25 protein-coding genes are annotated in these 22,864 nt (G+C 43.9%); 12 read left to right on the top strand and 13 right to left on the bottom strand.

Annotated features, from left to right (window positions below; genetic code table 11):
• The first annotated feature begins 2 nt into the window (after positions 1 to 2).
• The 3 genes from DWW10_RS17935 to DWW10_RS17925 are packed head-to-tail and all read left to right on the top strand — an operon-like array spanning position 3 to position 2,395.
• Complete coding sequence (locus DWW10_RS17935; protein ID WP_118220468.1) at positions 3 to 926, top strand: NAD(P)-dependent oxidoreductase; 924 nt, start codon at positions 3 to 5, stop codon at positions 924 to 926.
• 2 nt (positions 927 to 928) lie between these two features.
• The gene (locus DWW10_RS17930) at positions 929 to 1,123 is read left to right on the top strand and encodes a hypothetical protein (protein ID WP_118220467.1); all 195 of its coding nucleotides are present in this window, start codon (positions 929 to 931) and stop codon (positions 1,121 to 1,123) included.
• A gap of 24 nt (positions 1,124 to 1,147) precedes the next feature.
• The gene (locus DWW10_RS17925; RefSeq protein ID WP_118421576.1) at positions 1,148 to 2,395 is read left to right on the top strand and encodes a DUF1015 domain-containing protein; all 1,248 of its coding nucleotides are present in this window, start codon (positions 1,148 to 1,150) and stop codon (positions 2,393 to 2,395) included.
• A gap of 58 nt (positions 2,396 to 2,453) precedes the next feature.
• On the opposite strand, the gene DWW10_RS17920 is transcribed toward DWW10_RS17925, so the two are convergent.
• Entirely contained in the window at positions 2,454 to 2,825 is a 372-nt protein-coding gene (locus DWW10_RS17920) for a hypothetical protein (protein WP_118421577.1), read from the bottom strand.
• Entirely contained in the window at positions 2,822 to 3,370 is a 549-nt protein-coding gene (locus DWW10_RS17915) for an RNA polymerase sigma factor (protein WP_118220464.1), read from the bottom strand. Before DWW10_RS17915 ends, DWW10_RS17920 begins: the two co-directional genes overlap by 4 nt.
• A gap of 142 nt (positions 3,371 to 3,512) precedes the next feature.
• Here DWW10_RS17915 and DWW10_RS17910 point away from each other — a divergent pair, with 142 nt between their 5' ends.
• The 4 genes from DWW10_RS17910 to DWW10_RS17900 all read left to right on the top strand — a co-directional run bounded on the left by DWW10_RS17910 (position 3,513) and on the right by DWW10_RS17900 (position 5,411).
• Positions 3,513 to 3,914 carry a DUF6249 domain-containing protein gene (locus tag DWW10_RS17910; RefSeq protein ID WP_118220463.1) on the top strand — a complete coding sequence of 134 codons (402 nt, stop codon included), beginning with the start codon at positions 3,513 to 3,515 and terminating at the stop codon, positions 3,912 to 3,914.
• A 136-nt stretch (positions 3,915 to 4,050) separates the two neighbouring features.
• Complete coding sequence (locus DWW10_RS26110; RefSeq protein WP_182021459.1) at positions 4,051 to 4,224, top strand: hypothetical protein; 174 nt, start codon at positions 4,051 to 4,053, stop codon at positions 4,222 to 4,224.
• 72 nt (positions 4,225 to 4,296) lie between these two features.
• The gene (locus DWW10_RS17905; RefSeq protein ID WP_118220462.1) at positions 4,297 to 4,500 is read left to right on the top strand and encodes a hypothetical protein; all 204 of its coding nucleotides are present in this window, start codon (positions 4,297 to 4,299) and stop codon (positions 4,498 to 4,500) included.
• Between the two features lie 26 nt (positions 4,501 to 4,526).
• The gene (locus DWW10_RS17900; RefSeq protein ID WP_118421578.1) at positions 4,527 to 5,411 is read left to right on the top strand and encodes a D-isomer specific 2-hydroxyacid dehydrogenase family protein; all 885 of its coding nucleotides are present in this window, start codon (positions 4,527 to 4,529) and stop codon (positions 5,409 to 5,411) included.
• Positions 5,412 to 5,416: 5 nt separating this feature from the next.
• Here the strand turns inward: DWW10_RS17900 and DWW10_RS17895 are convergent, their stop codons facing one another.
• On the bottom strand, positions 5,417 to 6,208 hold the full coding sequence (locus tag DWW10_RS17895) for an aspartate dehydrogenase domain-containing protein (protein ID WP_118421579.1): 792 nt from the start codon (positions 6,206 to 6,208) through the stop codon (positions 5,417 to 5,419).
• A gap of 135 nt (positions 6,209 to 6,343) precedes the next feature.
• Between DWW10_RS17895 and DWW10_RS17890 the strand changes: the two genes are divergently transcribed.
• Positions 6,344 to 6,745 (top strand): BamJ family beta-barrel-assembly machinery protein, encoded by a 402-nt coding sequence (locus tag DWW10_RS17890; RefSeq protein ID WP_118421580.1) that lies wholly within the window; start codon positions 6,344 to 6,346, stop codon positions 6,743 to 6,745.
• A gap of 13 nt (positions 6,746 to 6,758) precedes the next feature.
• Positions 6,759 to 7,331 (top strand): flavodoxin family protein, encoded by a 573-nt coding sequence (locus DWW10_RS17885; RefSeq protein ID WP_118421581.1) that lies wholly within the window; start codon positions 6,759 to 6,761, stop codon positions 7,329 to 7,331.
• Here the strand turns inward: DWW10_RS17885 and DWW10_RS17880 are convergent.
• Both DWW10_RS17880 and DWW10_RS17875 read right to left on the bottom strand, forming a co-directional pair.
• The gene (locus DWW10_RS17880; protein WP_118421582.1) at positions 7,326 to 8,450 is read right to left on the bottom strand and encodes a glycerate kinase family protein; all 1,125 of its coding nucleotides are present in this window, start codon (positions 8,448 to 8,450) and stop codon (positions 7,326 to 7,328) included. The genes DWW10_RS17885 and DWW10_RS17880 overlap by 6 nt on opposite strands.
• 6 nt (positions 8,451 to 8,456) lie before the next feature.
• Complete coding sequence (locus tag DWW10_RS17875; protein ID WP_118220456.1) at positions 8,457 to 9,065, bottom strand: hypothetical protein; 609 nt, start codon at positions 9,063 to 9,065, stop codon at positions 8,457 to 8,459.
• Between the two features lie 190 nt (positions 9,066 to 9,255).
• Here DWW10_RS17875 and DWW10_RS17870 point away from each other — a divergent pair, with 190 nt between their 5' ends.
• Complete coding sequence (locus tag DWW10_RS17870; RefSeq protein WP_118421583.1) at positions 9,256 to 9,858, top strand: IMPACT family protein; 603 nt, start codon at positions 9,256 to 9,258, stop codon at positions 9,856 to 9,858.
• 29 nt (positions 9,859 to 9,887) lie between these two features.
• Here the strand turns inward: DWW10_RS17870 and DWW10_RS17865 are convergent, their stop codons facing one another.
• Positions 9,888 to 10,097, bottom strand: a complete 210-nt coding sequence (locus DWW10_RS17865) for a CDGSH iron-sulfur domain-containing protein (protein ID WP_118421584.1) — start codon at positions 10,095 to 10,097, stop codon at positions 9,888 to 9,890.
• 206 nt (positions 10,098 to 10,303) lie between these two features.
• Here DWW10_RS17865 and DWW10_RS17860 point away from each other — a divergent pair, with 206 nt between their 5' ends.
• Positions 10,304 to 11,431, top strand: coding sequence for an HpaII family restriction endonuclease (locus tag DWW10_RS17860; RefSeq protein ID WP_118421585.1), 1,128 nt, complete (start codon positions 10,304 to 10,306; stop codon positions 11,429 to 11,431).
• A 5-nt stretch (positions 11,432 to 11,436) separates the two neighbouring features.
• Positions 11,437 to 11,997 carry a nitroreductase family protein gene (locus DWW10_RS17855; RefSeq protein WP_118421586.1) on the top strand — a complete coding sequence of 187 codons (561 nt, stop codon included), beginning with the start codon at positions 11,437 to 11,439 and terminating at the stop codon, positions 11,995 to 11,997.
• A 623-nt stretch (positions 11,998 to 12,620) separates the two neighbouring features.
• Here the strand turns inward: DWW10_RS17855 and DWW10_RS17850 are convergent.
• From DWW10_RS17850 to gcvP, 7 genes are all read right to left on the bottom strand, one after another.
• Positions 12,621 to 14,951: a TonB-dependent receptor gene (locus DWW10_RS17850; RefSeq protein WP_118421587.1), complete on the bottom strand. Its 2,331-nt coding sequence runs from the start codon at positions 14,949 to 14,951 to the stop codon at positions 12,621 to 12,623.
• 231 nt (positions 14,952 to 15,182) lie between these two features.
• Positions 15,183 to 15,551, bottom strand: coding sequence for a GntR family transcriptional regulator (locus DWW10_RS17845; RefSeq protein WP_007217929.1), 369 nt, complete (start codon positions 15,549 to 15,551; stop codon positions 15,183 to 15,185).
• Positions 15,552 to 15,554: 3 nt separating this feature from the next.
• On the bottom strand, positions 15,555 to 16,319 hold the full coding sequence (locus tag DWW10_RS17840) for a hypothetical protein (protein ID WP_118421588.1): 765 nt from the start codon (positions 16,317 to 16,319) through the stop codon (positions 15,555 to 15,557).
• Between the two features lie 16 nt (positions 16,320 to 16,335).
• Positions 16,336 to 17,163 carry an ATP-binding cassette domain-containing protein gene (locus DWW10_RS17835; RefSeq protein ID WP_118421589.1) on the bottom strand — a complete coding sequence of 276 codons (828 nt, stop codon included), beginning with the start codon at positions 17,161 to 17,163 and terminating at the stop codon, positions 16,336 to 16,338.
• A gap of 106 nt (positions 17,164 to 17,269) precedes the next feature.
• Positions 17,270 to 17,923 carry a PAQR family membrane homeostasis protein TrhA gene (gene trhA, locus DWW10_RS17830; RefSeq protein ID WP_118421673.1) on the bottom strand — a complete coding sequence of 218 codons (654 nt, stop codon included), beginning with the start codon at positions 17,921 to 17,923 and terminating at the stop codon, positions 17,270 to 17,272.
• A gap of 35 nt (positions 17,924 to 17,958) precedes the next feature.
• Positions 17,959 to 19,680 (bottom strand): ATP-binding protein, encoded by a 1,722-nt coding sequence (locus tag DWW10_RS17825; RefSeq protein WP_118421590.1) that lies wholly within the window; start codon positions 19,678 to 19,680, stop codon positions 17,959 to 17,961.
• 325 nt (positions 19,681 to 20,005) lie between these two features.
• Positions 20,006 to 22,852 (bottom strand): aminomethyl-transferring glycine dehydrogenase, encoded by a 2,847-nt coding sequence (gene gcvP / locus DWW10_RS17820; protein ID WP_118487219.1) that lies wholly within the window; start codon positions 22,850 to 22,852, stop codon positions 20,006 to 20,008.
• Positions 22,853 to 22,864 lie beyond the last annotated feature (12 nt).

Raw genomic sequence — 22,864 nt, 5'->3', positions numbered from 1 at the left:
ACATGAAAGTATTAATTGCAACAGACAAACCGTTTGCTAAAGTAGCTGTAGACGGTATTCGCAAAGAAATTGAAGCAGCAGGTTATGAACTTGCTTTGCTGGAGAAATATACAGAGAAAGCACAGTTACTGGATGCTGTGAAAGATGCCAATGCTATCATTATCCGTAGTGACATCATAGATGCTGAGGTGTTGGATGCAGCTAAAGAACTGAAGATTGTGGTACGTGCAGGTGCAGGTTACGATAATGTAGACCTGGACGCAGCCACTGCTCATGGTGTATGCGTAATGAACACTCCGGGACAGAACTCAAATGCCGTAGCCGAACTTGCTTTCGGTATGATGGTGATGGCTGTCCGTAATATGTATAATGGTACTTCCGGTACGGAACTGAAAGGTAAGAAACTGGGTATCCATGCATATGGTAATGTAGGTCGTAATGTAGCCCGTATTGCTAAAGGTTTCGGAATGGAAATCTACGCTTTCGATGCTTTCTGCCCGAAAGAAGTAATTGAAAAAGATGGTGTGACAGCTGTTGACTCTGCTGATGAGCTTTATTCTACTTGCAATGTAGTTTCATTGCATATTCCGGCTACCGCTGAAACAAAGAACTCTATCAACTATGCTCTGGTAAACAAGATGCCGAAGAATGGTGTATTGGTAAATACTGCCCGTAAAGAGGTTATCAATGAAGCAGAGCTGATCCAGTTGATGGAAGAACGTGGTGACTTGAAATACATGACGGATATTATGCCTGCAGCTCATGAAACATTTGCTGCCAAGTTTGCCGGACGCTACTTCTCTACACCGAAGAAGATGGGTGCACAGACTGCTGAAGCTAATATCAATGCCGGTATTGCTGCTGCACAGCAGATTGTTGGCTTCCTGAAAGATGGTTGCGAGAAATTCCGCGTAAATAAGAAATAAGAATGAATAGTAAAACTGCCTATAAATTTGCAGTTGTCTATCTGACGATAGGTGCTGGTGTTTTTGCACTAAGCAGCATATTCAGAAAAGAACTTTCAGATTTCGCCCTCGGCTTTTGCGAGGGCGTATCTGTTGTATTGATATTAGGTAGTGCAATCTATTTGATAGTGCATTTCATGAAAAAGAAATCTCAATAATCCATTAAAAACACACCTTGACTTATGGCTATAATTAAACCTTTTAAAGGTATCCGTCCTCCACAGGACCTGGTGGAACAAGTTGCTTCCCGCCCGTATGATGTGCTGAACTCTGCAGAAGCGCGTGAAGAGGCGAAAGGAAACGAAAAATCCTTGTATCATATTATTAAACCCGAAATAGATTTTCCGGTAGGTACTGACGAACACGATGAGTGTGTCTATCAGAAAGCTGCTGAAAACTTCCAGATGTTTCAGGACAAAGGCTGGTTGATTCAGGATGATAAAGAAAACTATTACGTCTATGCGCAGACCATGAATGGAAAGACGCAATATGGATTGGTAGTAGGTGCTTATGTTCCCGACTACATGAATGGTGTCATTAAGAAACATGAGTTGACCCGTCGTGATAAGGAAGAAGACCGAATGAAGCATGTCCGTGTGAACAATGCCAATATTGAGCCTGTATTCTTTGCTTATCCTGATAATGCTACACTGGATACTATTATCGCTCACTATACTGCCGGAAAACCGGTATATGACTTTATCGCTCCCGGAGATGGATTCGGACATACTTTCTGGATTATTGATAAACAGGAAGATATTGAGGCTATCACCAGAGAATTTGCTAAAATGCCTGCTCTTTATATTGCCGACGGACACCACCGTAGTGCTGCAGCAGCATTAGTAGGAGCAGAGAAAGCTAAACAGAACTCCAATCATACTGGAAATGAAGAGTACAATTACTTTATGGCTGTTTGTTTCCCGGCTAATCAATTAACGATTATCGACTATAACCGTGTTGTCAAAGATCTGAATGGCCTGACTCCGGAACAGTTCCTGACAGCTGTCAGTAAGAACTTCACAGTTGAAGAGAAAGGTGCTGAAATCTATAAACCTGCTGGTCTGCATAACTTCTCTCTTTATCTGGATGGTACATGGTACAGTCTGACTGCTAAACCGGGTACTTACAATGATAATGATCCGATTGGTGTACTGGATGTTACCATTTCTTCTAATCTCATTTTGAATGAAATCCTTGGCATCAAGGATCTGCGCTCTGACAAACGTATTGATTTTGTTGGTGGTATCCGCGGTTTAGGTGAGTTGAAAAAACGTGTGGATAGTGGAGAAATGAAAGTTGCTTTAGCACTTTATCCTGTCAGCATGAAGCAGTTGATGGATATTGCAGATACAGGCAACATCATGCCGCCTAAGACAACGTGGTTTGAACCGAAACTGCGTTCGGGTTTGGTTATCCATAAACTGGACTAAGAACTGAATAAAAAAATAAAGCGGGGATGTTCCTACAACGGATATCCTCGCTTTTTCTTTACGAATGGTGTTTATAATATCTTTTTCTCATCCAGCGATCAAATAATACGAACAGAGGAATTGCAATGAATATCAGTAAGCAGAATGAGGGAATCTGAATCTGTTCAGTTTCCACCATTTCAGTTCGGGTGAAAGCTTCTCTGATTGTATCGCCGAAATAGATGACAAGTCCGGCAATACAGCATCCTATTAAGAATATAGAGGCTGTTATTGTGGCAAATAAAGTTCTTCGTTCCGACTTCTTTTCGCGTAAGCGTATGGCTTCTTCCACCTTCCGCATGGTGCGATAGGCAAAATTGGAAGGTAAACGAAATCCGTTTTCTTCTTTTATGGCTCTTTTTAGTCCTTTATCTTTTTGTTCCTCGTTCATACTTCCTCTTGTTTTATGAGTACATATATCTTTTTGCGTACGCGATGCAATTTTACTTTCGCATTGCTTTCTGTCAGGCCCAATATCAGGGCAATTTCATTCAATGTCTTTTCTTCGTAGTAGAATAAGGTAATTAAAGCCCGTTCGTCGGAGTTCAGCTTTTCTATGGCACTATTTAATTTGATAATCATTTCCTCGCTTTCATCATTGAGCGTTTCATCTACTTGTTGTTCGGAGATGTTGGCAAGCAATGTATCGTCCATGGCAAAGGTATCGAATTTCTTTTTACGAACTGCAGAAATAGCCGTATTATAGGCAATAGAATAAAGCCACGTAGAGAATGAACTTGTGGCTTTAAAAGAGGAGAGGTTCTGGAATGCTTTCAGAAAAACATCCTGCGTCAACTCTTCGGCATCTTCCTGATTGCAAATAATGCGGGCAACCAGGGAAAACACCTGTTGGCCGTGTTGATTCAGGAAGTATTCGTATAGAGCTGTTTCCCCTTTCAGTATGCGTTCGATAATATGAATTTCGTTGTTCTCCATTTTATCTTTTAGACGCAACTCTCTATAAGAGGTTACAGGATTCGTGAGAAATATTTTTTTCGATAAAAGGTGTAACCTTAGAAAAAACACTGCGTCTAAAGTGTACAAAGGAACAAAAATACTAATTTAAAACGAAACGAATATGATGGATTTTATTATGGTGCCTACAATCATGGCAATTATTACATTAGGTATTTACAAATTGTTTGAGCTGTTTGTATGTAAGAAAGAGCGCTTGCTGCTCATTGAGAAAATGGGAGATAAATTTGTCCCGGATACTACCTATGGGCCGAAGCTCTGCAGTAACTTCTCATTCTCAGCATTGAAGATTGGCTGTCTGTTAGCAGGTATGGGCTTAGGGTTATTGATCGGATTTGTAATTTGTACAACTTCGGTCCCCGGTTATCTGGATAAGAATATGAATGACTGGCGCATTTACAGGGAAACGGTTTCTATGGTTTATGGAGCTTGTGTTCTGGTATTCGGTGGTATCGGCCTTATCGTTGCTTTCATTACGGAGTTAAAGCTTAGTAAGAAGCAGTAATTGAGCTTCATTCAAGGAGTTTTCAGAAATATAAGAGTTGTCACAGTTGTTGACAGCTCTTTTTTTCTATAATGGAGAACCTTAGCGGTTGTCTGTTTGTTACTATTTCAGTAATTAACCTAAACCAGATAACAATATGGATAAAAAAGAAGAAAAGACTCTTGAAGAAAAGAGTAAGATACAGACGAATGCGGAGGAAACATTACCTGGACGACAATTGGGATTATATTCTAAAGTTGATAAGAAAGAAGTGCGTAATATGGTTTCCGAGATCAATCCGGATAAGAATAGTTTGGGTAGCAGGGGATAGTTTCGACAAAATTGGCTACCTTTGCAAAACCTTAGCCTTTTAGCTATTTGTAATGTATAAAGTTGTAGAACAATGAAAACGAAAAAACGTAGGGATGCCCTGTCGGCATTCAAAGAGGCGAACCGCTTGATAGAGTTGGAACGCAATGGTGGGCGTTGGATTGCAAAAGACCGTCCGCATAAAAACAAGAAAAAGTATTGTCGTAAAGATAGTAAGAAAGAGTTGTCACGTATGATCGATGGCAGCTCTTTTGTTTTATATAACTCTTTTTGTTAACTTCGCCCTTTCAAAAATTAAAAACTATGTTTCGTAAACTTGTAGCAATAGAGCCTGTAAGTCTGATTCCATCAGCAGAAAAAGCACTGCACTCCTATGCAGATGAAGTCGTTATGTATCCTGATGTACCGGCAGGGGATGATGAAATAGTAGCTCGTATCGGAGATGCCGATGCCGTGCTTCTGAGTTATACTTCCCAGATAAACCGTGCCGTACTGGAGAAGTGTCCCGATATTAAGTATATCGGTATGTGTTGTTCATTGTATTCTCCCGAAAGTGCTAATGTAGACATTCGTTATGCGAATGAGCGGGGTATCACTGTAACCGGTATCCGGGATTATGGTGATGAAGGTGTAGTGGAATATGTAGTCAGTGAATTGGTACGTTGCCTGCATGGATTTGGACAAGATCCTTGGGAGGATATGCCCCGGGAGATCACCGGACTGAAAGTAGGCATCGTCGGCTTGGGTAAATCCGGCGGTATGATTGCAGATGCACTGAAATTCTTCGGGGCGGATATTTCTTATTTCGGTCGTAGTGAAAAACAGGATGCGAGAGCCAAAGGGTATCGCTTCTTATCATTGAGTGAACTTCTTGCCCAAAATGAAGTCATTTTCTGTTGTCTTAATAAGAATACAGTTCTTCTACATGAGGCAGAATTTGAGCAACTCGGAAATAAGAAAATAATGTTTAATACCGGATTGTCTCCGGCATGGGATGAAGTTGCATTTACCAAATGGTTGGAAGGTGATAATCTGTGTTTTTGTGATACGGTGGGAGCATTAGGAGGAGAGCATCTTCTGAATCATCCTCATGTACGTTGTATGCAGGTTTCTACAGGCCGTACACGCCAGGCGTTTGACCGCCTGAGCGAGAAAGTACTGGCCAATATAGAAGAATTTAACCGATAATAGAATCAGAAAAATACAATCGGTGATGTAATATTAAGCAGGGTGTTTACTACAGACCACCCTGCTATTTCTGCTGTGGCGCTGTACACATCTATTACAGCATGAACCTGATCATTTTTTATTTCCACCCTTTGGGTATCCCCCGTGAATCCGGGAGTAGACTGCATGGACATTTCCATATTTTCCGGACCGACAGATGCCAATGAAGCGGCAACAGCTACATTGACTTTAGTAGGGAACATAGCTATGGCTTCGGTCGCATTTCCTGAGAAGACGACACGCTGTTCAGTTTGCAAAGATTCATCATATACCGCTGTTCCTTTCAGGGCATTGGGCCCTTTTTCATTGAAGAATTTTGCTTTTGCATTTCCCATCAGAGAGGCTGTCCGCAGAACGTCGAATCCTCCGGTAGCACCGGAAACGATGTATACGCGAGTACCGTTTGCCTGGGCGGTTTCCATTACTTCTTTATAGAAAGTGTTATCTGCCAAAGCTCCGATGGACAGGGTAACGATTGAAATGCCGTTTTTTAAAGCAGGCAAAGCAATCTCTTTCATGGCAGCAGGAGAGGCGGCCTCTACGAGATAATCAGGTTTCAGTGCCAGTAAACTTTCCGGTGTAGCGCATGCCACACAAGATTTTCCATGTTGCTGCATTTTAGTAACGATGCGTTCTGCTTTTTCAGCAGTGCGCGAATATACTCCAATCAAATCATAATCAGGCAACAAGCCATTGACAACTGCATCCGAAACTATTCCGGCGAGTCGTCCACATCCGACAATAACTAATTTTTTCATGGAACAAAGATACCGCTTATTCACATAATCTCCAAAATCGTGATATGAGCTTAGCCAGTTTTTGGGTAGCTATTATAAATGTTGTACTTTTGCAGAGGAGAAGTCGCTAATATTATCATTTAGGAATAATAAGATATGGGAAGAAAAGAAGAATATAAGTTGCAGAATGAAAGTTATATGGAATCATTGCGTACAGAGGAAGATATAAAAGAACTACCCTGTGGCATTCTATATCGGGTATTGGAAGAGGGTACCGGGGACAATACTCCCCGCTTGAATAGCATCGTGACAGTACACTATAGAGGCTCTTTGATAAATGGTCGTGAATTTGATAACTCCTGGAGACGGAACTATCCTGAAGCTTTTCGCTTGAATGAAGTCATTGAAGGCTGGCAAATAGCATTGCAGCGGATGCATATAGGAGATCATTGGATTGTGTATATTCCTTATACAATGGGATACGGTACACGTACCAGCGGACCTATTCCTGCTTTTTCCACTTTAATATTTGAAGTTCAATTATTGGGAATTGCGTAAATACAGGATAGTCATGAAAATATTAATAATCAACGGAAGTCCCCGCAAACAGGGACATATCTCAAAGATGCTGCAATGGATGGAAGCAGAAGCTAAGGCTAATGGTGATGATGTTTCTGTTATCAGGGTAGCCGACTTGAGTATTCGTCCTTGCATTGGATGCATGAGTTGCCGTGAAAAATTGAAATGCTGTCTGCCGGAAGATGATGCACAACGGGTCCTGAAACAGATAGAAGAAGCCAATGCCTTGATTATCGGTGCTCCTTGTTACTGGGGAAATCTGCCCGGACAACTGAAAGTGATGTTCGACCGTATGGTGTATGGAATGATGGGGGAGACTTCGCGAGGTATTCCCATCGGTTTGCATAAAGGGAAGAAGGCGGTTATTGTAAGTACCTGTACCACTCCGTATCCTTTCAATATCTTTTTCAACCAGACGAGAGGAGTGGTGAAGGCATTAAAAGAGATTCTGAAATGGAGTGGTTTTAAAGTCGTTTCAGCCATTGAAAAGGGGGGGACAAAACAACATCCCGGACTGACGGAACGGGAAATAAAACGTTGTCGTAAGGTAGTACATAAGCTATAGTAAAATAGCTTCTACCGTCTGTTGGATGTTTTTGCGTGCAACATCCGGTTGCATGGCTTGCTCTAATGACAAAAATGGGGGATTGATAGAGAATACCCCTTGAAATCCCGCCTGTTGTAATTCATCTGCATCTTCTACTTTGCCTGCCAGCAGGATGACCGGAATATTTTGTTGGTGAGCCTCAGTAAGTATCCCCGAAGGCACTTTACCCATCAATGTTTGCTTATCAGCTTTACCTTCTCCGGTGATTATTAAATCAACTCCCTTTATTTTATTGCTGAAATCAAGTATATCCAGCAACAGTTGTATACCGGGTTTCAGTTCCGCATTCAGGAAAGCCAACAAACTGCCTCCCATACCTCCGGCAGCACCTGCTCCGGGGTGATTGGAGATATCTTTCTCTGTTGCATAGCGGATCACTTTTGAAAAGTGTCGTAATCCTGTATCTAATATTTCTACCATTTTCCTGTCTGCTCCCTTTTGAGGTGCAAAGACATATGCAGCTCCTTCGGGACCATAAAATGGATTTTGTACATCGCAGGCAACCGTAAAATGGCAGCTATTCAATGCCGGGTGAATATGGGTAATATCTACTGTATCCACTTGGGTCAATGATTCCCCGTTGCCGATTCCTGATTCTTTTCCTTCTTTGTCTAGGAACCGGAACCCTAATGCCTGAAGCATTCCAAGTCCGGCATCATTTGTTGCACTGCCACCGATGCCAATGATAAAGTTGCGGCAACCGCGTTCCAATGCATTACGGATAAGTTCACCGGTGCCATAAGTGGTAGTCAACATTGGATTTCTTTTCTCCGGCGGAACTAAGGGTAAGCCGCTGATATTTGCCATTTCTATGAAAGCAGTTTTTCCATCTTCCGAAATGCCATAATAAGTATCGTGCCACTCCATGAGAGGGTTGTGAGCGGAGATATGAATCATTTGTCCGTTTGTTGCCGCAATCAGGACATCCAACATCCCTTCACCACCATCGGCTATGGGCAGACAGAGAATTTCACATTCCGGGTATACGGAACGAATACCCTCGGCAGCTGCTTTTCCAGCCTCTGCCGAGGGTAAACATCCTTTGAAGGAGTCAATGGCTATGACTACTTTCTTCATTTATCTTTAAACTTCTTCTGTATCTTCCAGCTTAGCTTCAACTTTAGCTTCTGTTTTCGCTAACTTTCTGGTATTATTGGCGATAACTGCCAAAGCACGATATAGCTCTGCAAGCAGGCGGGCAAATACAACAATCAGGAAACCGTATATCGGCATGAGGAAGAAGATACCTGTGGATACCGGCATGATATATTGCAACTCATTGGCTGCAAAGAGTGCGATAATCAGTGAGCAGAGCGTACCAATAACACCGATATAAATTCCGAGCCATTCACCTATTGTCTGTGTCAGATGGGATACGACAGGGATGGCGATGAATTCGTTGTTTTCCTGAATAATGTCTTTCAATTTATTTTTCCGGTTCATCCAAAGCAGATAACTGCCCCATGCACCACCGCAGAGAATAATAAATACCAGAATGAAAGCAAAGATTGCTTTCCCTTCAGCGAACTTGAAGAAACCCATGTCAATGACTTTCACCAGAATTGCAATAGGAAACAGCAGATTTAGTACGGCAAAGATGACGTAGAGCCAGCGGAAAGGTTCACGGAAGAAACGTCCATTGTCGATGTACCCCAATAGAGGGTCGAGGAAGGTAAACAGCTTGTTGTTCATAGCGATAAGTATTAGCAATAAAGGATCTTGTTATTCTTAAATTACAAGCATGAGATCCTGATACATACCCATAATCTGATTTTTTCCTATTGATTATTTTATGTTTTACAAATATAATAAATATATCATAAAGATAAACATCTATGCCCTTTTTCAAGCAAAAAAGTTAAATAATCCCTATCTTTGCAGCATGAGTGAAGATACCTATAAAACCATAAGCGCCCCTTCCGAAGGGATTTACACCGAGAAGCGTAGCAAATTCATTGCTATCGCCCTACCTGTGCGTACTGTCGATGAGGTAAAATCGCATCTGGAAGTTTATCAGAAGAAATATTATGATGCCCGTCACGTCTGTTACGCTTATATGTTGGGATCCGAACGTAAGGATTTCCGCGCCAATGATAACGGAGAACCTTCCGGCACGGCAGGCAAACCGATCCTGGGACAGATAAATTCCAATGAACTCACGGATATTCTGATAATCGTAGTCCGCTATTTCGGTGGTATTAAATTGGGAACAAGTGGATTGATAGTTGCTTATAAAGCTGCTGCTGCTGAGGCGATAGCTGCTGCCGAAGTGATAGAAAAAACGGTAGATGAAACGGTAACCTTCTTGTTTGAATATCCTTTTATGAATGATGTAATGCGCATTGTAAAGGAGGAAGAACCGGAAATACTGGAACAGTCGTATGATATGGATTGCCGTATGATACTTCGTATCCGCAAGTCGATGATGCCGAAGTTGAAGGCACGTCTTGAAAAAGTGGAGACATTACGCTTCGAAGAAGAGTAATGTCCCGGCTCCCTGGTGGCCCAGTACGTTTATTTCAAAGATAAATCATTATAATGGATTTTTCGGTGCGTACCATCGCAAAAGGGTTGTTTATAGGATTTTCCGCATCGGCATAAGGCAATCCTGCCTGTTCGTATTTCTGCTTTTCCTTCTCTGTCTATCAGTTTAAAATTGCCTTCTACAATAAAAGGTCCATTGGGGGTAGCTGTGATGGCTACCATATTCTCTTCATTTTTCATGTTATCGAAAATTTAATATTTGATGTTTTAAGTAGAACGCTTCTACATGGAAATAGTTTGTTTATTCACTTTCTTTTGGGGGGATTTCCTTATCTTTAAATAAAATAAGCAGCATCTCAGTAGAACTTTTTCATGCAAGCATGAAAGTTCTGCCTTCAATTTGCATTATCTTTGTACACTTGTTAATTAGGAAAAAACAATTTATTATGGCATTTGAAGCAACAAAACGTGAGTTGGGCGAACTCTATACATTCTTTCGCCTCCTGGCAAATGGGAAAGTTTCACTGGGTACACCGCAAGCCCGGAAGGATGAAACGAAATGCTGGCCCATTGCACTGATACAGAGAGAGGAACACGACGGTACACGTCGTTATTACATAGAGTCGGATAATGTCCGTATAGTTAGTGGTGTATTAGAGAAAGAAGGTACATTTACTACAACTGATAAGGAAGAACAGCTCATTCCCCGTGAAGACTTTGGTGGAGCTGCCGAGTTTATTCTTGAATTATTGAAGACTACCAGCGGTTCCGATGCCATTGAAGTTCCTGAGGGACTGGAAGCATTTCTGGATGCAATCAATATCTATGACCTGGAAGCGAAGACAGAAGATCGTACGGATTTCTCTATAGCTTTCTGGCATCCCGAAGCTCCGTTGACAGGCTTTAATGTCCGTTGCCGCCTTAGTTCAATGAATCCATTGCTGGATGGCGGGCGTACGGCAAACCTGAAACTGGAACAATCGGGTATTAAATTTGCAACGCCTACGGTGAATAAGGTGAATGCCTTGCCGGAGTCGCCCACAGAAGTTACTGAACGCATGCTGATGATTGAGCGTCTCGGTGGGGTGTTGAAATACTCTGACGTAGCCGACCGTGTATTTCGCTGTAATTTATTGATGATTGATTTGCACTTCCCTCGTATGTTGGCGGAAATGGTGCGTATGATGCATCTCGATGGTATCGCACGTATCAGTGAACTGACAGATCGTATTAAAGAAATCAATCCTTTGAAGATAAAGGATGAGCTGATAAACAAACATGGTTTCTATGAGTTTAAAATGAAACAGTTCTTGTTGGCACTGGCTCTTGGTATGCGTCCGGCAAAGATTTATAATGGTACGGATTCCGCTGTGGAAGGTATTCTGTTGGTGGATGCAGCAGGAGAAGTGCTTTGCTATCATAAATCGGAACGTCGGACATTTGCCGATTTCCTTTATCTGAATACCCGTTTAGAGAAAGGTTCGGTAGATAAGGACAAGTACGGTTTTCTGGAAAAAGAGAATGGTGTATATTATTTCAAACTGAATGTAAAGATTGGATTGACAAAAAAATAACAAGTATGAATGAAGTTTTAAAGACCATCAAGTCGCGTCGTAGCGTACGTGCTTACACAGAACAGCAGATATCTCAAGAAGATTTGAATACTATTCTGGAAGCGGCAACCTATGCCCCCAGTGGTATGAATTATCAGACTTGGCATTTCACGGCTATTCAGAATGCCGCAGTATTGGAAGAGCTGAATGAGAAAATTAAAGGTGCTTTTGCTAAAAGTGACGAGCCTCGTTTACGGGAGCGTGGACAGAGCCAAACTTATTGCTGTTATTATCATGCACCCACACTTGTCATAGTTTCCAATGAACCAACGCAGTGGTGGGCAAGTATGGATTGTGCCTGCGCCATGCAGAACATATTCCTGTCTGCCAAGTCTCTTGGTATAGGTTCTTGCTGGATCAATCAACTGGGGCAGACTTGCGATGACCCGGATGTTCGTGCTTTCTTGACGAAATTGGGTATTCCCGAAAATCACCGTGTATATGGTTGTGCTGCTTTGGGCTATGCTGCTACCGCTCCGACAAAGGAGAGGCAACTGGCAGAAGGTACTGTGACTATTATTAAGTAATACTGGCCCTCCTTTCTATATGCTTTATTTTAGTAATTGACAAATATATGCTTTTCTTCACAAAACGACCGGTTACTCTCGTCATTAAGTGTAGTTGAATATTTGCCAAAGTTAGGACATTTTGCATATAAAAATGCCCGCAGGAGAGGCGGCAGTCAGGTAATTAATGAATTATACATGAAGCAATTTCGTATAATCCCGCCGCCTCGCCCTTTGGGCTACCTCTTTTCACAAAGAGGGTTGAAATTATATTATGTTAACCCGTTGGCGGAGTTAATTCATATCTGAAAAGATGTGAATCAAAGATTGCTGACGACATTCTTGTTAGTTCGTTGATAGTCAGCTAATAGTATTTACCGAATGCTTATCATAAGATGTAAAAGCGTTTACCGCTGTATGTAACAGTCTTTACCCCTTATTGTAACGACCTTTACCTCGGCATGTAACGGTCTTTACCTCGGCATGTAAATGGAGTTACCGTGTGGAGTGAACAAAGTTACCATTTGGGGTAAACAGAATTTCCATGAAAGGAAAACGGCTGTGTATTTAAGTCAGATAATCCATAACTGTGTCAGAAATGAATTAATTCCGCCAACGGGTTATACTATATTATATCCGGATTTTTATCTCTGCATATCAATGATGCCGCTATCCGTATCACTATTGTTCAATCCCTTGTTTCCGGCTTTGTGCTTGCGGCCGAACTCGAACGTATAGCCTATGCGGAGTATGAACATTTGTCCCGTCTCCTTCACAAAAGTTTCCGAGCGGAAGGGAGCTACCTCACTGATGCGTTCTTTTCCCACCTTATAATTATTGGTGAAAGGAAACAGAACACCGATCCCTGCCTGAAAGTTCTGCTTGGCGTACATTGCCATAAATGCCGTCTGATTTTCATTCTTCTTGATGGTCTCACCGAAGAAGTTGTTCTGCACCTTCCTGAATTGTCCGAGCAAAGAAAAGCCTTTGTATTGCAGTTGCGCCATCACACTATAGTAAAATTCATCGTACGTGTGGCTGTATTCCAAACCTTCCGACCAACTGCGGGTGTATCCTCCCGAAGCATAAAGCGTCAGGAAATCTTTCAGTCCGAACAACGTTGCGCCGTTTGTGCCGATCATCAGTTCCGCATTCAGGCTCTGAAACGAGCGTTGGTTTTCATCTTTCAGTATCAGCTTCCCATCCTCGACAAAGATGCTTTCCATGATGGGGCTGTCATAGTACTGATGGCGCAGGCTCAGGTTGGCATTGAATTGTTTTTTAGAATAACTGTAGGACAAGGAATTTGTGAACTGCTGATATGTTTTCAGCAACGGGTTACCACGGACAATCTGCAGGGTATCAATAGCCTGTTCCACATCCGTCAGCGAACCGAGTGACGGTATGGCGGGACTGATATTGAACCGGTAGCGCAGGAACCCCGCTTTCTTCAAATTATAACTCAACCGTACGGTAGGTGTAAAAGTATAGTAAGCATGGTCTTCGTCACTTTCTTTGAACCAGGCGCGTGTCATGCCCACGCTGCCTGCATAACTGAAGTCCTTTACCTTGCCCTGCATCTCAAAGAAAGCGGAGGTCTGCGCCTGGTCCATCTTCGAAGTTGTGGGGTTGGAACCTTTGTACTCATTTTCCGTCCTCATCTGATAGTGGCGGGCACCACCGCTTAGTTTTATATCCTTGAAACTCTTTTCATAAATGGCCTCACCGATGATGGAGCGTTTGTCACCGTCCACCAGTGTCTGAATATCCGCCAGCGGTGCACTTTCATCCTTATACTCCTTATATTTCCGGTTGTTCTTGGTGTGGATGAGCGTTCCCGTCACATTCATCTGAATGCTCTGCTGATGGGGCAGGGTATGCTGGAAGTAAAGGTCGAGAGCCGGAGAATAACTGGATGTATGGCTGTTGACGTACGAATAGATAGACTCCGTGTCACCTACCGCCCACATCTTGTTCAGTTCATTCTGATAAGGAGCATTGTTGAGGTTATTGCGGAAGATGGCATTGAATACATACTTGTCCGCTTTCGTCAGATTGTAAGTCAGATTCAGGTTGTTGATGAAACTGAGTGCGGGAGATTCATCCTCGATACCTTCCTTGATGCGGTCGATGGTGCGGTCGCCCAGATAGAAAGTCTCGTGAGATTCGAGGCGGCTGTGATACTTACCGTTCTTGTTGAAGTAGTCGATGCCCCATTCGGAGTTCTTGTAGTTGAACTTCGCACTCAGGAAATTCTCTCCCCACAGGGTATGGGGCGAGTCGGAAAGCTGGAAATTTACCACACCACCCGTTTCGCGGCGACGCAGGATAATATTGACTACGGCACCCAGTTCGTCGTCACCGTATTGCTTGCCCGGGTCTTCGATGAACTCCACGCGCAGCACGTCTTTGGCTCTGACGGCAGCTATTTCCTTGTCCGTCACTTTGATGCCGTTGATTCGGGTCTGCACTTCTCCACCACCGCTGATGCTCATGCTGTTGGTGAACTTGTCCACTTGCAGGCGGGCGATGCCAAGGTTGTTCAGCAGATCGTAGGCACCGAACGAACGTTTCAGCTGGCTCTCAGTGGGCAGGATAATTTGACGGTCCACGCGTTGAAGCACGTTGCTGGCGGATACGGTCACTTCACCCAGGCTTACGGCATCTTCCTGCAACTGTACATCGCCCAGGTCGAGGTCGTTGTTCAGTTTCAGTAGGATAACTTCACTTTGATAGCCGATAAAAGTAATGGCCAGGCGGTAATTGCCCGCCTTGATTTTATTGAGGGCAAACTTACCCTGAGTATCCGAAGTCACTCCGGTTACCAGAGTGGAGTCTGTGGTCCATAGCGATACATTGGCGGCTATGATGGCTTCTTGCGAAGTATCCGTAACACGTCCTTTGATTGTAAGGTTCTGTGCCTGCGTACTGAGTACGGAGAGGACAGTCAGTAGTAAAAATAGTTTTGTTTTCATATTCGTTCCTGTTAGTAGATTACTGTTTGATTAGAGATGTAGAAGGCACTCCTCCCTGTTAGGGAAGATTCTTTAATTTGTATTTCAGATGTTTATACTTTCGGCGTCGAGGCTGTAAAAGTTAAGACTGTACAGCGGAATTCAGTTCGTACATCAGAGTAAAAACTTTGACTATGATGAGCACGAAGAGGAGTCCGAAGGTAATCAATAATGCTGTCTTTGCGTATCTCTTCATGAACTGCTGTTTTTAAGTTTATTATATCGTTCTATCACTTCATCTATGCTGATGCCGAGTAACTCCATGTTTAGGAATACATCGGCCAGTTGGTTGTCGAAGAATTCTTTCTTCTGTATCTTCATCACTTTCTTCACCGCATCCTTTGCCAGATAGAAGCCCATACCCCGCTCCGGATAAATAATGTCTTCCGCCTGTAGGTATTCGTAGGCTTTCATTACGGTGCGCGAATTCACGGCAAGCTGTGTAGAAAGCTCCCTGACCGAGACTACCCGCTCTTCCGCTCGCCATTCCCGGGTGAGTATCTTGCTGAAACAGAAGTCTACGATCTGTTGGTATATTGGTTTATTGGTTTTAAACTCCATAGCTTACAGTTGTTTTTCTTTGAGCAGGAAGTAGGCTGATACCCATGTTCCGATGATAAATAACGGGGGAGTGGCATAGTTGCAGAAAGCGATGATGGCTTCTCCCGTGGGAGATACCGGGAAATTATATATCGGATAAGCTATAATATTTGACATCCAATATCCATGAGAGTCAGCGGGGGCACATATTGTCATGAGTGCGGTGAGCCCCAGCATGATGGTGAGGCAGAGGCATACGACGATAAAAGCACTTATCATTTTTTGGCGCTTAAAGGCAATACAGCCGATGAAGAAGATACCCTGTAGCAGACTGTATGTCAATAGTTGGTCTTTATTGACTACGTAAGGTTCGATAAGATTCCCGAAGTGTTGTAGATAGTCGATGCCTGACAATATGAATACTCCTTTGAGAACCACAATTATCAGGGCACAGAATAGTGGAAGTATGAGTATATATTTCAGCCATAAATGCATGAACTTTTCCAAAGCAGAAGCGGGTAGCAGCAGATAGAGTGTGAAGTTATGCTTGGAGATACTTGCTTCCAGCAGGCAAGGAGCGATGCAGAGGAACCACAAAGTATAGCGACTCAAGGATGCGGCTTGCGTCTGTTCTGTATAGAAACTTGCTCCTTTATTAATATCATACATCATACAGAGAAGGCAAATCCCCAGAACGACACCTGCACTCCATAATAAGTGTTTTCCGGTTTCTTGCTTCTTGTATTTCTCCAATAGGAAGAAACGTTTCAGATTAAAAGTCGTATTCATAATTTCTTCTTATGATTTATTCGTTCCATATCATTTTTATTTTCTCCGGTACTTGCAGCGCTGCCTTATACAGTAGTTCAATGTCCGGTGTATTCTCTTCTCCCTCTTCATTAGGTAGGATGGAGAAGTAGCCATGCAGGTCTTGTTCGCTATAAAGGCTATCTTCGGGTAGATAGGCTGTGCGGGCAAAAAGCAGCCGTTCGCTGATTTCATCCAGTGAGCGGTTCAGTAAGATTTCGCCTTCGCTGAGGATGATGAGGTGATCCAACAAGTTTTCGAAATCGTGTGCCTGATGAGTGGAGATGAACAAGGTGCTTTCATCATCCACGGTGCGACTGATGATACGTTTCAAGGCTTGCCGGGAGGTGATATCCAGTCCGTTGGTAGGTTCGTCGAGCAGGGTGAGGGGAGTGTGCAGGGCTAAGGCATACGCCAGCATCGCTTTCTTCTGTTGTCCGTAGGAGACGGCGGAAAGTTTCTGTTTTCCATCGATGTGCAATTCTTCCAGGTTCTGTTCGAAATCCTTGCGGCTGAAACGGGGATAGAATACGGAATGGCGGGCGGCGAACTGATAGATGCTTTCAGTGGGCATCTGCATCTCTTCCGGCAAAAAGAAGTAGTGGCACAGTAATTCCGGACTTCTTTGGACAGAATTACAATTATCGATTTTACACTCACCTTTCCATGGGAAAAGAAGTCCGCAGATGAGATGTATCAGTGTGGTTTTTCCTACACCGTTTTCTCCCAATAGTCCATATATACCATTACCTACTTCCAAAGATATATCGTTGAAAATAGGTTGTTTAGGCTTATAGCCGTAGCTTATATTCTCTATCTTTATCATAACTTCTTTAGTGTTGCACTGATGTACAACACTGCAAACGTAAATGATGCTGATGAGAAAAGCAAGGAATAGAGACTTTAATTAATGTATTTTAGCAGATTAACTTTTATAGAATGAGCCATACCGCCACCATGTGGCATGCCGACCCTGCCAATACAAAGAAGTGAAAAACGGAATGCATATATCGCTGTCGGAAAGAGTAAAATACTGCTCCGGTGATGTAGCATACACCTTCGGCAATCATCCAGTAACAAGTTCCTTCGGCAATGGCATATAGCGGTTTGAAAGCAACCAGTACGGACAAGCCCATGACAATGAAACAAATGGTTTCCACATTACTGTGTTCCTCCATTTCACGGAAACTCACAATGGTACCGATGATGGCGCATAGCCAGACGAAACCGAATAACCCCCATCCCCAGGCACCCTCACTTCGCAGTGCAATTAGTGTAATAGGCGAATAACTACCTGCAATATGCCAGTAGATAGCTGCGTGATCCCAATTCCGTAATCGTTTCTTCCAGGGATTATGATATCTCAGTGCGTGATAAAGGGTAGAAGAGATGTAAGAACCCAGCATGCCGAACAAGTAAAGGCAGATGCCAAACGTTGCCCAAAATTCTCCGTTGCTTTTTATGAGAAACAGTGTGCCCACAATGATACCCATCAGAATGCCTGCGGCATGTGACAGTGTATTTATTCTTTCTTCTCCTTTGGTGTAAAAAAGTCCGCTACTTTTTCTGTTTCGGGTTGTATTCATTGGGGGGATAGATAATATGCCATTGATGATAGGGATTATACTTCCTCCGCTCTTACCATCTCCCATCCGCTGAATTGCATCACGATACAGTGCAACTGCGTGCCCTGTGTCAGTTGTTGCACCCGTGGACCTTGGGCATAGCCGTGTATTTGGTCTACGGCATCCAGCCACTGTTGTTTGCCTTTACTATCATAGTCTTTTGTCGGCAAATACTTCAGTTCCAGGATGTAGCTGTGAGCCACCTCGGGGTAATGTTGCAGGTCGGGCATGAGGAACATGTCGCAGAAGCCGTGGTTCAGTTCCACTTCAGGGGCGGTGAGGTAGTAGGCGCTGATACTGAGGTAGGCGGTGAAGAAACCTTGTATGTTTCGTTCACCCTCGATGAGGCTGCGCACGGAGGAATTGTTCTTGTAGGCTTGTGCGATGAATTCGAGTGATTGTCGCCAGTTGCCATAGTATGCCATATCTTTATAGATGGTGCGCAGTCTGCTCAAGTCGATGTAGTTTTCACTTTGATAACTTTCGAGCAAATATTCGTAGTACTGCTTGCGCACATTGTTGTTGGGGATGCTCAGTACCAACTGGTCGCCGTCTGTTCCAGTGATGGTAAGCATCCCGTAATAGAAGAGCAGGCTGGGGAATATCTCCGCCTTGGCAATTTGCTCGGCGGGGAAGGAGGTGGCAAGGTTGGTTATGATCTGTCCCTCCTCGGTGATGCGGCGCAACACACCCTTGCGGTCACCGTCCAACTTGTCCAGCTGGATGAGTTTCTTCATTTTGTTGTAGTCGGTGCGGGTGTTAGGGTCTATCATTTGTTCGGGTGAAGCGCCATAATTCATGTAATTACGGAGGTAATAGAACACCATGTCACAGTTGAACATCTTCGGATCGCGTTCCAAACTCGCTTTGGCGAAGCAGTAGTTGTCGTACCAGGGTTTCATTTCTGAAATCATGGTATCCACGTCGCCGTTGTGCTCTCCGGCATCCTTGTAATATTGCAAAATCGCACGTACGTCCATTTCGCTGAATCCCAGCATCATGTTGAATAAGGGTTCGGTACTGATATTCCATCCGATGTTGAATCCACTGCTCAGGTCGTCTAAAGTAACGGGGCTAACACCTATCATGAAGATGCGCTCAAACATACCCTTGAACTTCTTGAAGACTTCACGATAGAATCCGCTGGCGTGGGTGATGGCATGATAAACGCCTTCGCCTTCTTCGTTGAGTACTACATTGGTAAAGTTGTCGTATTCATCGATGATGAGGTAGAGGCGGGCATCTGTTTCTTTGGCCTTCATGTCCAGATAGTTTAGCTTATTTCTGAAGCCGGATTGTTCCTTCATTTCCCGGACAAATCCGGGATAGTAGTGTGATTCGTAGATGGAAGCGAAGTTATCCACACACATACTGCAATAATCGTTGAAGTTCTGCGACAGTCCTTCTCCTTGTCCGCCTATGCGTGAGAAATCCATGTACAGCACCTGAAAGGCTCCTTGCAGCGGCGTAGGTCGGCTACCTATCCATAAGTTTCCGAAGCGTGCGGTGAATTTTTTTTTCTGGGCAAGGTCGTAGTAAGCCCGCAACATGCCCAGGAAGATGCTTTTGCCGAAGCGGCGGGGGCGGATGAGGAACAGATACCGAGGTTGCTGCTCCAGCAGGGGCAGATACATGGTTTTGTCCACATAATATAGATTTTGTTCCACCACTTCCACGAAGCTGGAAACGCCATAAGGCACTTGTTTTATCTCTTCCATATCATTCTCTGTGTTTTAGTGCTTCAACATGAAGCGCTTATCACGCAACACTGTTTTTGTCGCGCAACATTGCAAAAGTACTTTATTCTTCCCGAAAGAACAAAGGAAGCGGGCGGAAAGTTGTTGTCCGGCAATATCAAGTTCTAATCTTAAAATAAACCTTTGTGAAAGGGACAACAGTATTTATCATCCCGAGATTAACAAAGAAATTTGGACTAAGGATGAAATAGAATTTCAAGGAACGATCACAACAATAAAAAGGTAAAAGGGATTTAACCTCCTAACGAAGCGAAATCCCTTTTACTTTTTTTATGAGTAGTGCTATTTAGAAGCACCCATAACACGTTGGCAACAGCTTGCGGTCGCCCAGCGTATTATCTACACGCGCTACGTTTATCCAGAATTTATTTTCGCGTACACTCTCTATCGGATAAGCAGCCTTTTCGCGAGTATAACTATGTTCCCAATTATTGGCAACCACCTCGTATTCAGGATGCGGAGCATTTACCAATACATTGTCTTCCTTATCTGCTTTGCCTTCTTTCACTTCCTGAATTTCTTCCCAGATGTTTAGCATTACATTTACGAAGTTATCCAGTTCGCTGAGGCTTTCACTTTCCGTAGGTTCTATCATCAGCGTGCCGTGAACAGGGAAGGAGAGGGTAGGAGCATGATACCCATAATCCATCAATCGTTTGGCAATGTCATTTTCGCTGATACCGGTTTCTTCATGTACCTTACGGCATTCCAATATCATTTCATGGCCTACGAATCCCGTAGCTCCACGATATACAATGCCATACGTATCTTTCAGACAAGCTGCCAGATAATTGGCACTGAGGATTGCAATTTTTGTTGCACGGGTCAGTCCTTCCGTGCCCATCATACGGATATATCCGTAAGTAATAGGTAGGATACCTGCACTACCGAACGGAGCAGCAGACACAGCATTAACAGGATTACCGAATAACGGATGTCCCGGCAGGAATGGAACCAAATGTTCCGCTACGCAGATAGGACCTACCCCCGGACCACCACCACCGTGAGGAGAGGCAAAAGTCTTGTGTAGGTTCAGGTGACAAACGTCGGCACCAATAGAACCGGGGTTTGTCAGGCCTACCTGTGCATTCATATTTGCACCGTCCATATATACTTGTGCACCACAATCGTGGATGATGCGGCAGATTTCGACAATTTCAGTTTCAAAAATACCGTGTGTGGAAGGATAGGTAATCATCAATGCGGCAAGATCCTCTTTATTCTCTTCTGCTTTGGCACGCAGGTCGTTCATGTCTACATTACCCTGATCGTCACAAGCGCAAGTCACGGTAGTGAAGCCGGCCTGGATGGCTGATGCGGGATTGGTTCCGTGAGCCGAAGCAGGAATCAACACCTTGTTCCGATGTCCCTGCCCGATGTTTTCCAGATAAGCACGGATCACGCGGAGGCCTGCGTACTCACCTGCCGCACCGGAGTTCGGTTGCAGACTGACGCCGGCAAAACCTGTAATGATTCTCAGCTCTTCACTGAGATTATTTATCAGTTCACGATACCCTTCAGCCTGGTCTTCGGGAACAAGCGGGTGCATACACATAAACTCGGGGCAACTGAGAGGTAGCATTTCTGCGGCTGCATTCAACTTCATGGTGCAGGAACCAAGGGAAATCATGGAATGTGCAAGGGAAATATCCATACGGTCGAGGCGTTTGATATAACGCATCATCTCTGTTTCCGTATGATATTTATTGAATACCTCATGCGTCAGATAAGGACTCTGACGTTTCAGGGTTTTATTGATAGTGCTGTTTACGGGAATATCTTCTGCCTTTGTCCAATCCTTTCCGGCTGCAATGGCAAAGATGGAGTGCAGTATATTGGTAGCAGCTACATCAGTGGTTTCATCGATACTCATGCCTACGTCACCATTATCAAAATAGCGCAGGTTGACTTCCTTACTTAGTGCAATGGTACGTATCTGTTGTGCAGATACCGTATCAGGCAATACAAAACGCAGGGTGTCGAAGTATTGCTCGTTCACTTGTTTGTATCCCAGCTTGTTGATGTTCTTTTCGAGATATGCTGCAATGCTGTGAATGCGTTCGGCGATGGTGCGGATGCCTTCCGGACCATGATATACGGTATAGAAACCTGCCATCGTTGCCAGCAACGCTTGTGCGGTACAGATATTTGAAGTGGCTTTTTCACGTTTGATATGTTGCTCACGGGTTTGCAGGGCCATACGGTAACACAACTTTCCGTATTTGTCTTTTGACCAGCCAATGATACGTCCCGGAATGTTACGTTTGTACTCGTCACGCGTAGCGAAATAACCGGCAGACGGTCCGCCATAGAACATCGGTGTGCCAAGTCGTTGCGTGGTACCGAATACAACGTCAGCTCCCCATTCTCCCGGAGGTGTGAGCAGGGCAAGGCTCAGAATATCGGCGGCTACAGCCACTTTGCAGTTGGCGGCATGAGCTTTCTCTACAAAAGTGCGGTAATCTTCTACATTTCCACTTGCATTGGGATATTGCAGTATACAGGCAAAAATGTCCGGTGTCATTTCCATCTCGGAATATTTTCCTGTGCGTATCTGGATGCCTTGCGGGATGGCGCGTGTAGTCATTACTGCCAATGTTTGAGGGAAAACGCTTTCGTCTACAAACACGACGTTTGCACCGGATTTCTGCATATCGCGCGGACGCAGGGTATACATCATAGAGACAGCTTCGGCAGCAGCAGTGGCCTCATCCAGCAGGGAGCAGTTAGCGAGCGGCATACCAGTCAGGTCGCAGACAGCTGTCTGGAAGTTCATCAATGCTTCGAGGCGTCCCTGTGAAACTTCTGTCTGGTAAGGAGTATAAGAGGTATACCATACAGGATTCTCAAATACATTCCGTTGGATAACGGCGGGGGTGATGGTGTTGTACCAGCCGAGGCCGATATACGTAGTGTAAAGTTTGTTTTTGCACGCCAACCGGGTGATGTGTCGGCCGAACTCATATTCTGTCATGGGTTCGGGGAGTGCCAACGGTTCTTTCAGCCGAATGTTTGCAGGGATGGTTTTATCTATCAACTCATCCAGACTGCCGACTCCTATTTTTTGGAGCATTTTCTCTTCGTCTTTCTCGCTGATGCCGATGTGGCGGCAAGCTAATAGGTCGCTTTTCATATCTATATTTAA

Source organism: Bacteroides intestinalis (assembly GCF_003464595.1).
Classification (GTDB): Bacteria; Bacteroidota; Bacteroidia; order Bacteroidales; family Bacteroidaceae; genus Bacteroides; species Bacteroides intestinalis_A.
This window is presented reverse-complemented; position numbering and strand designations above follow the sequence as displayed.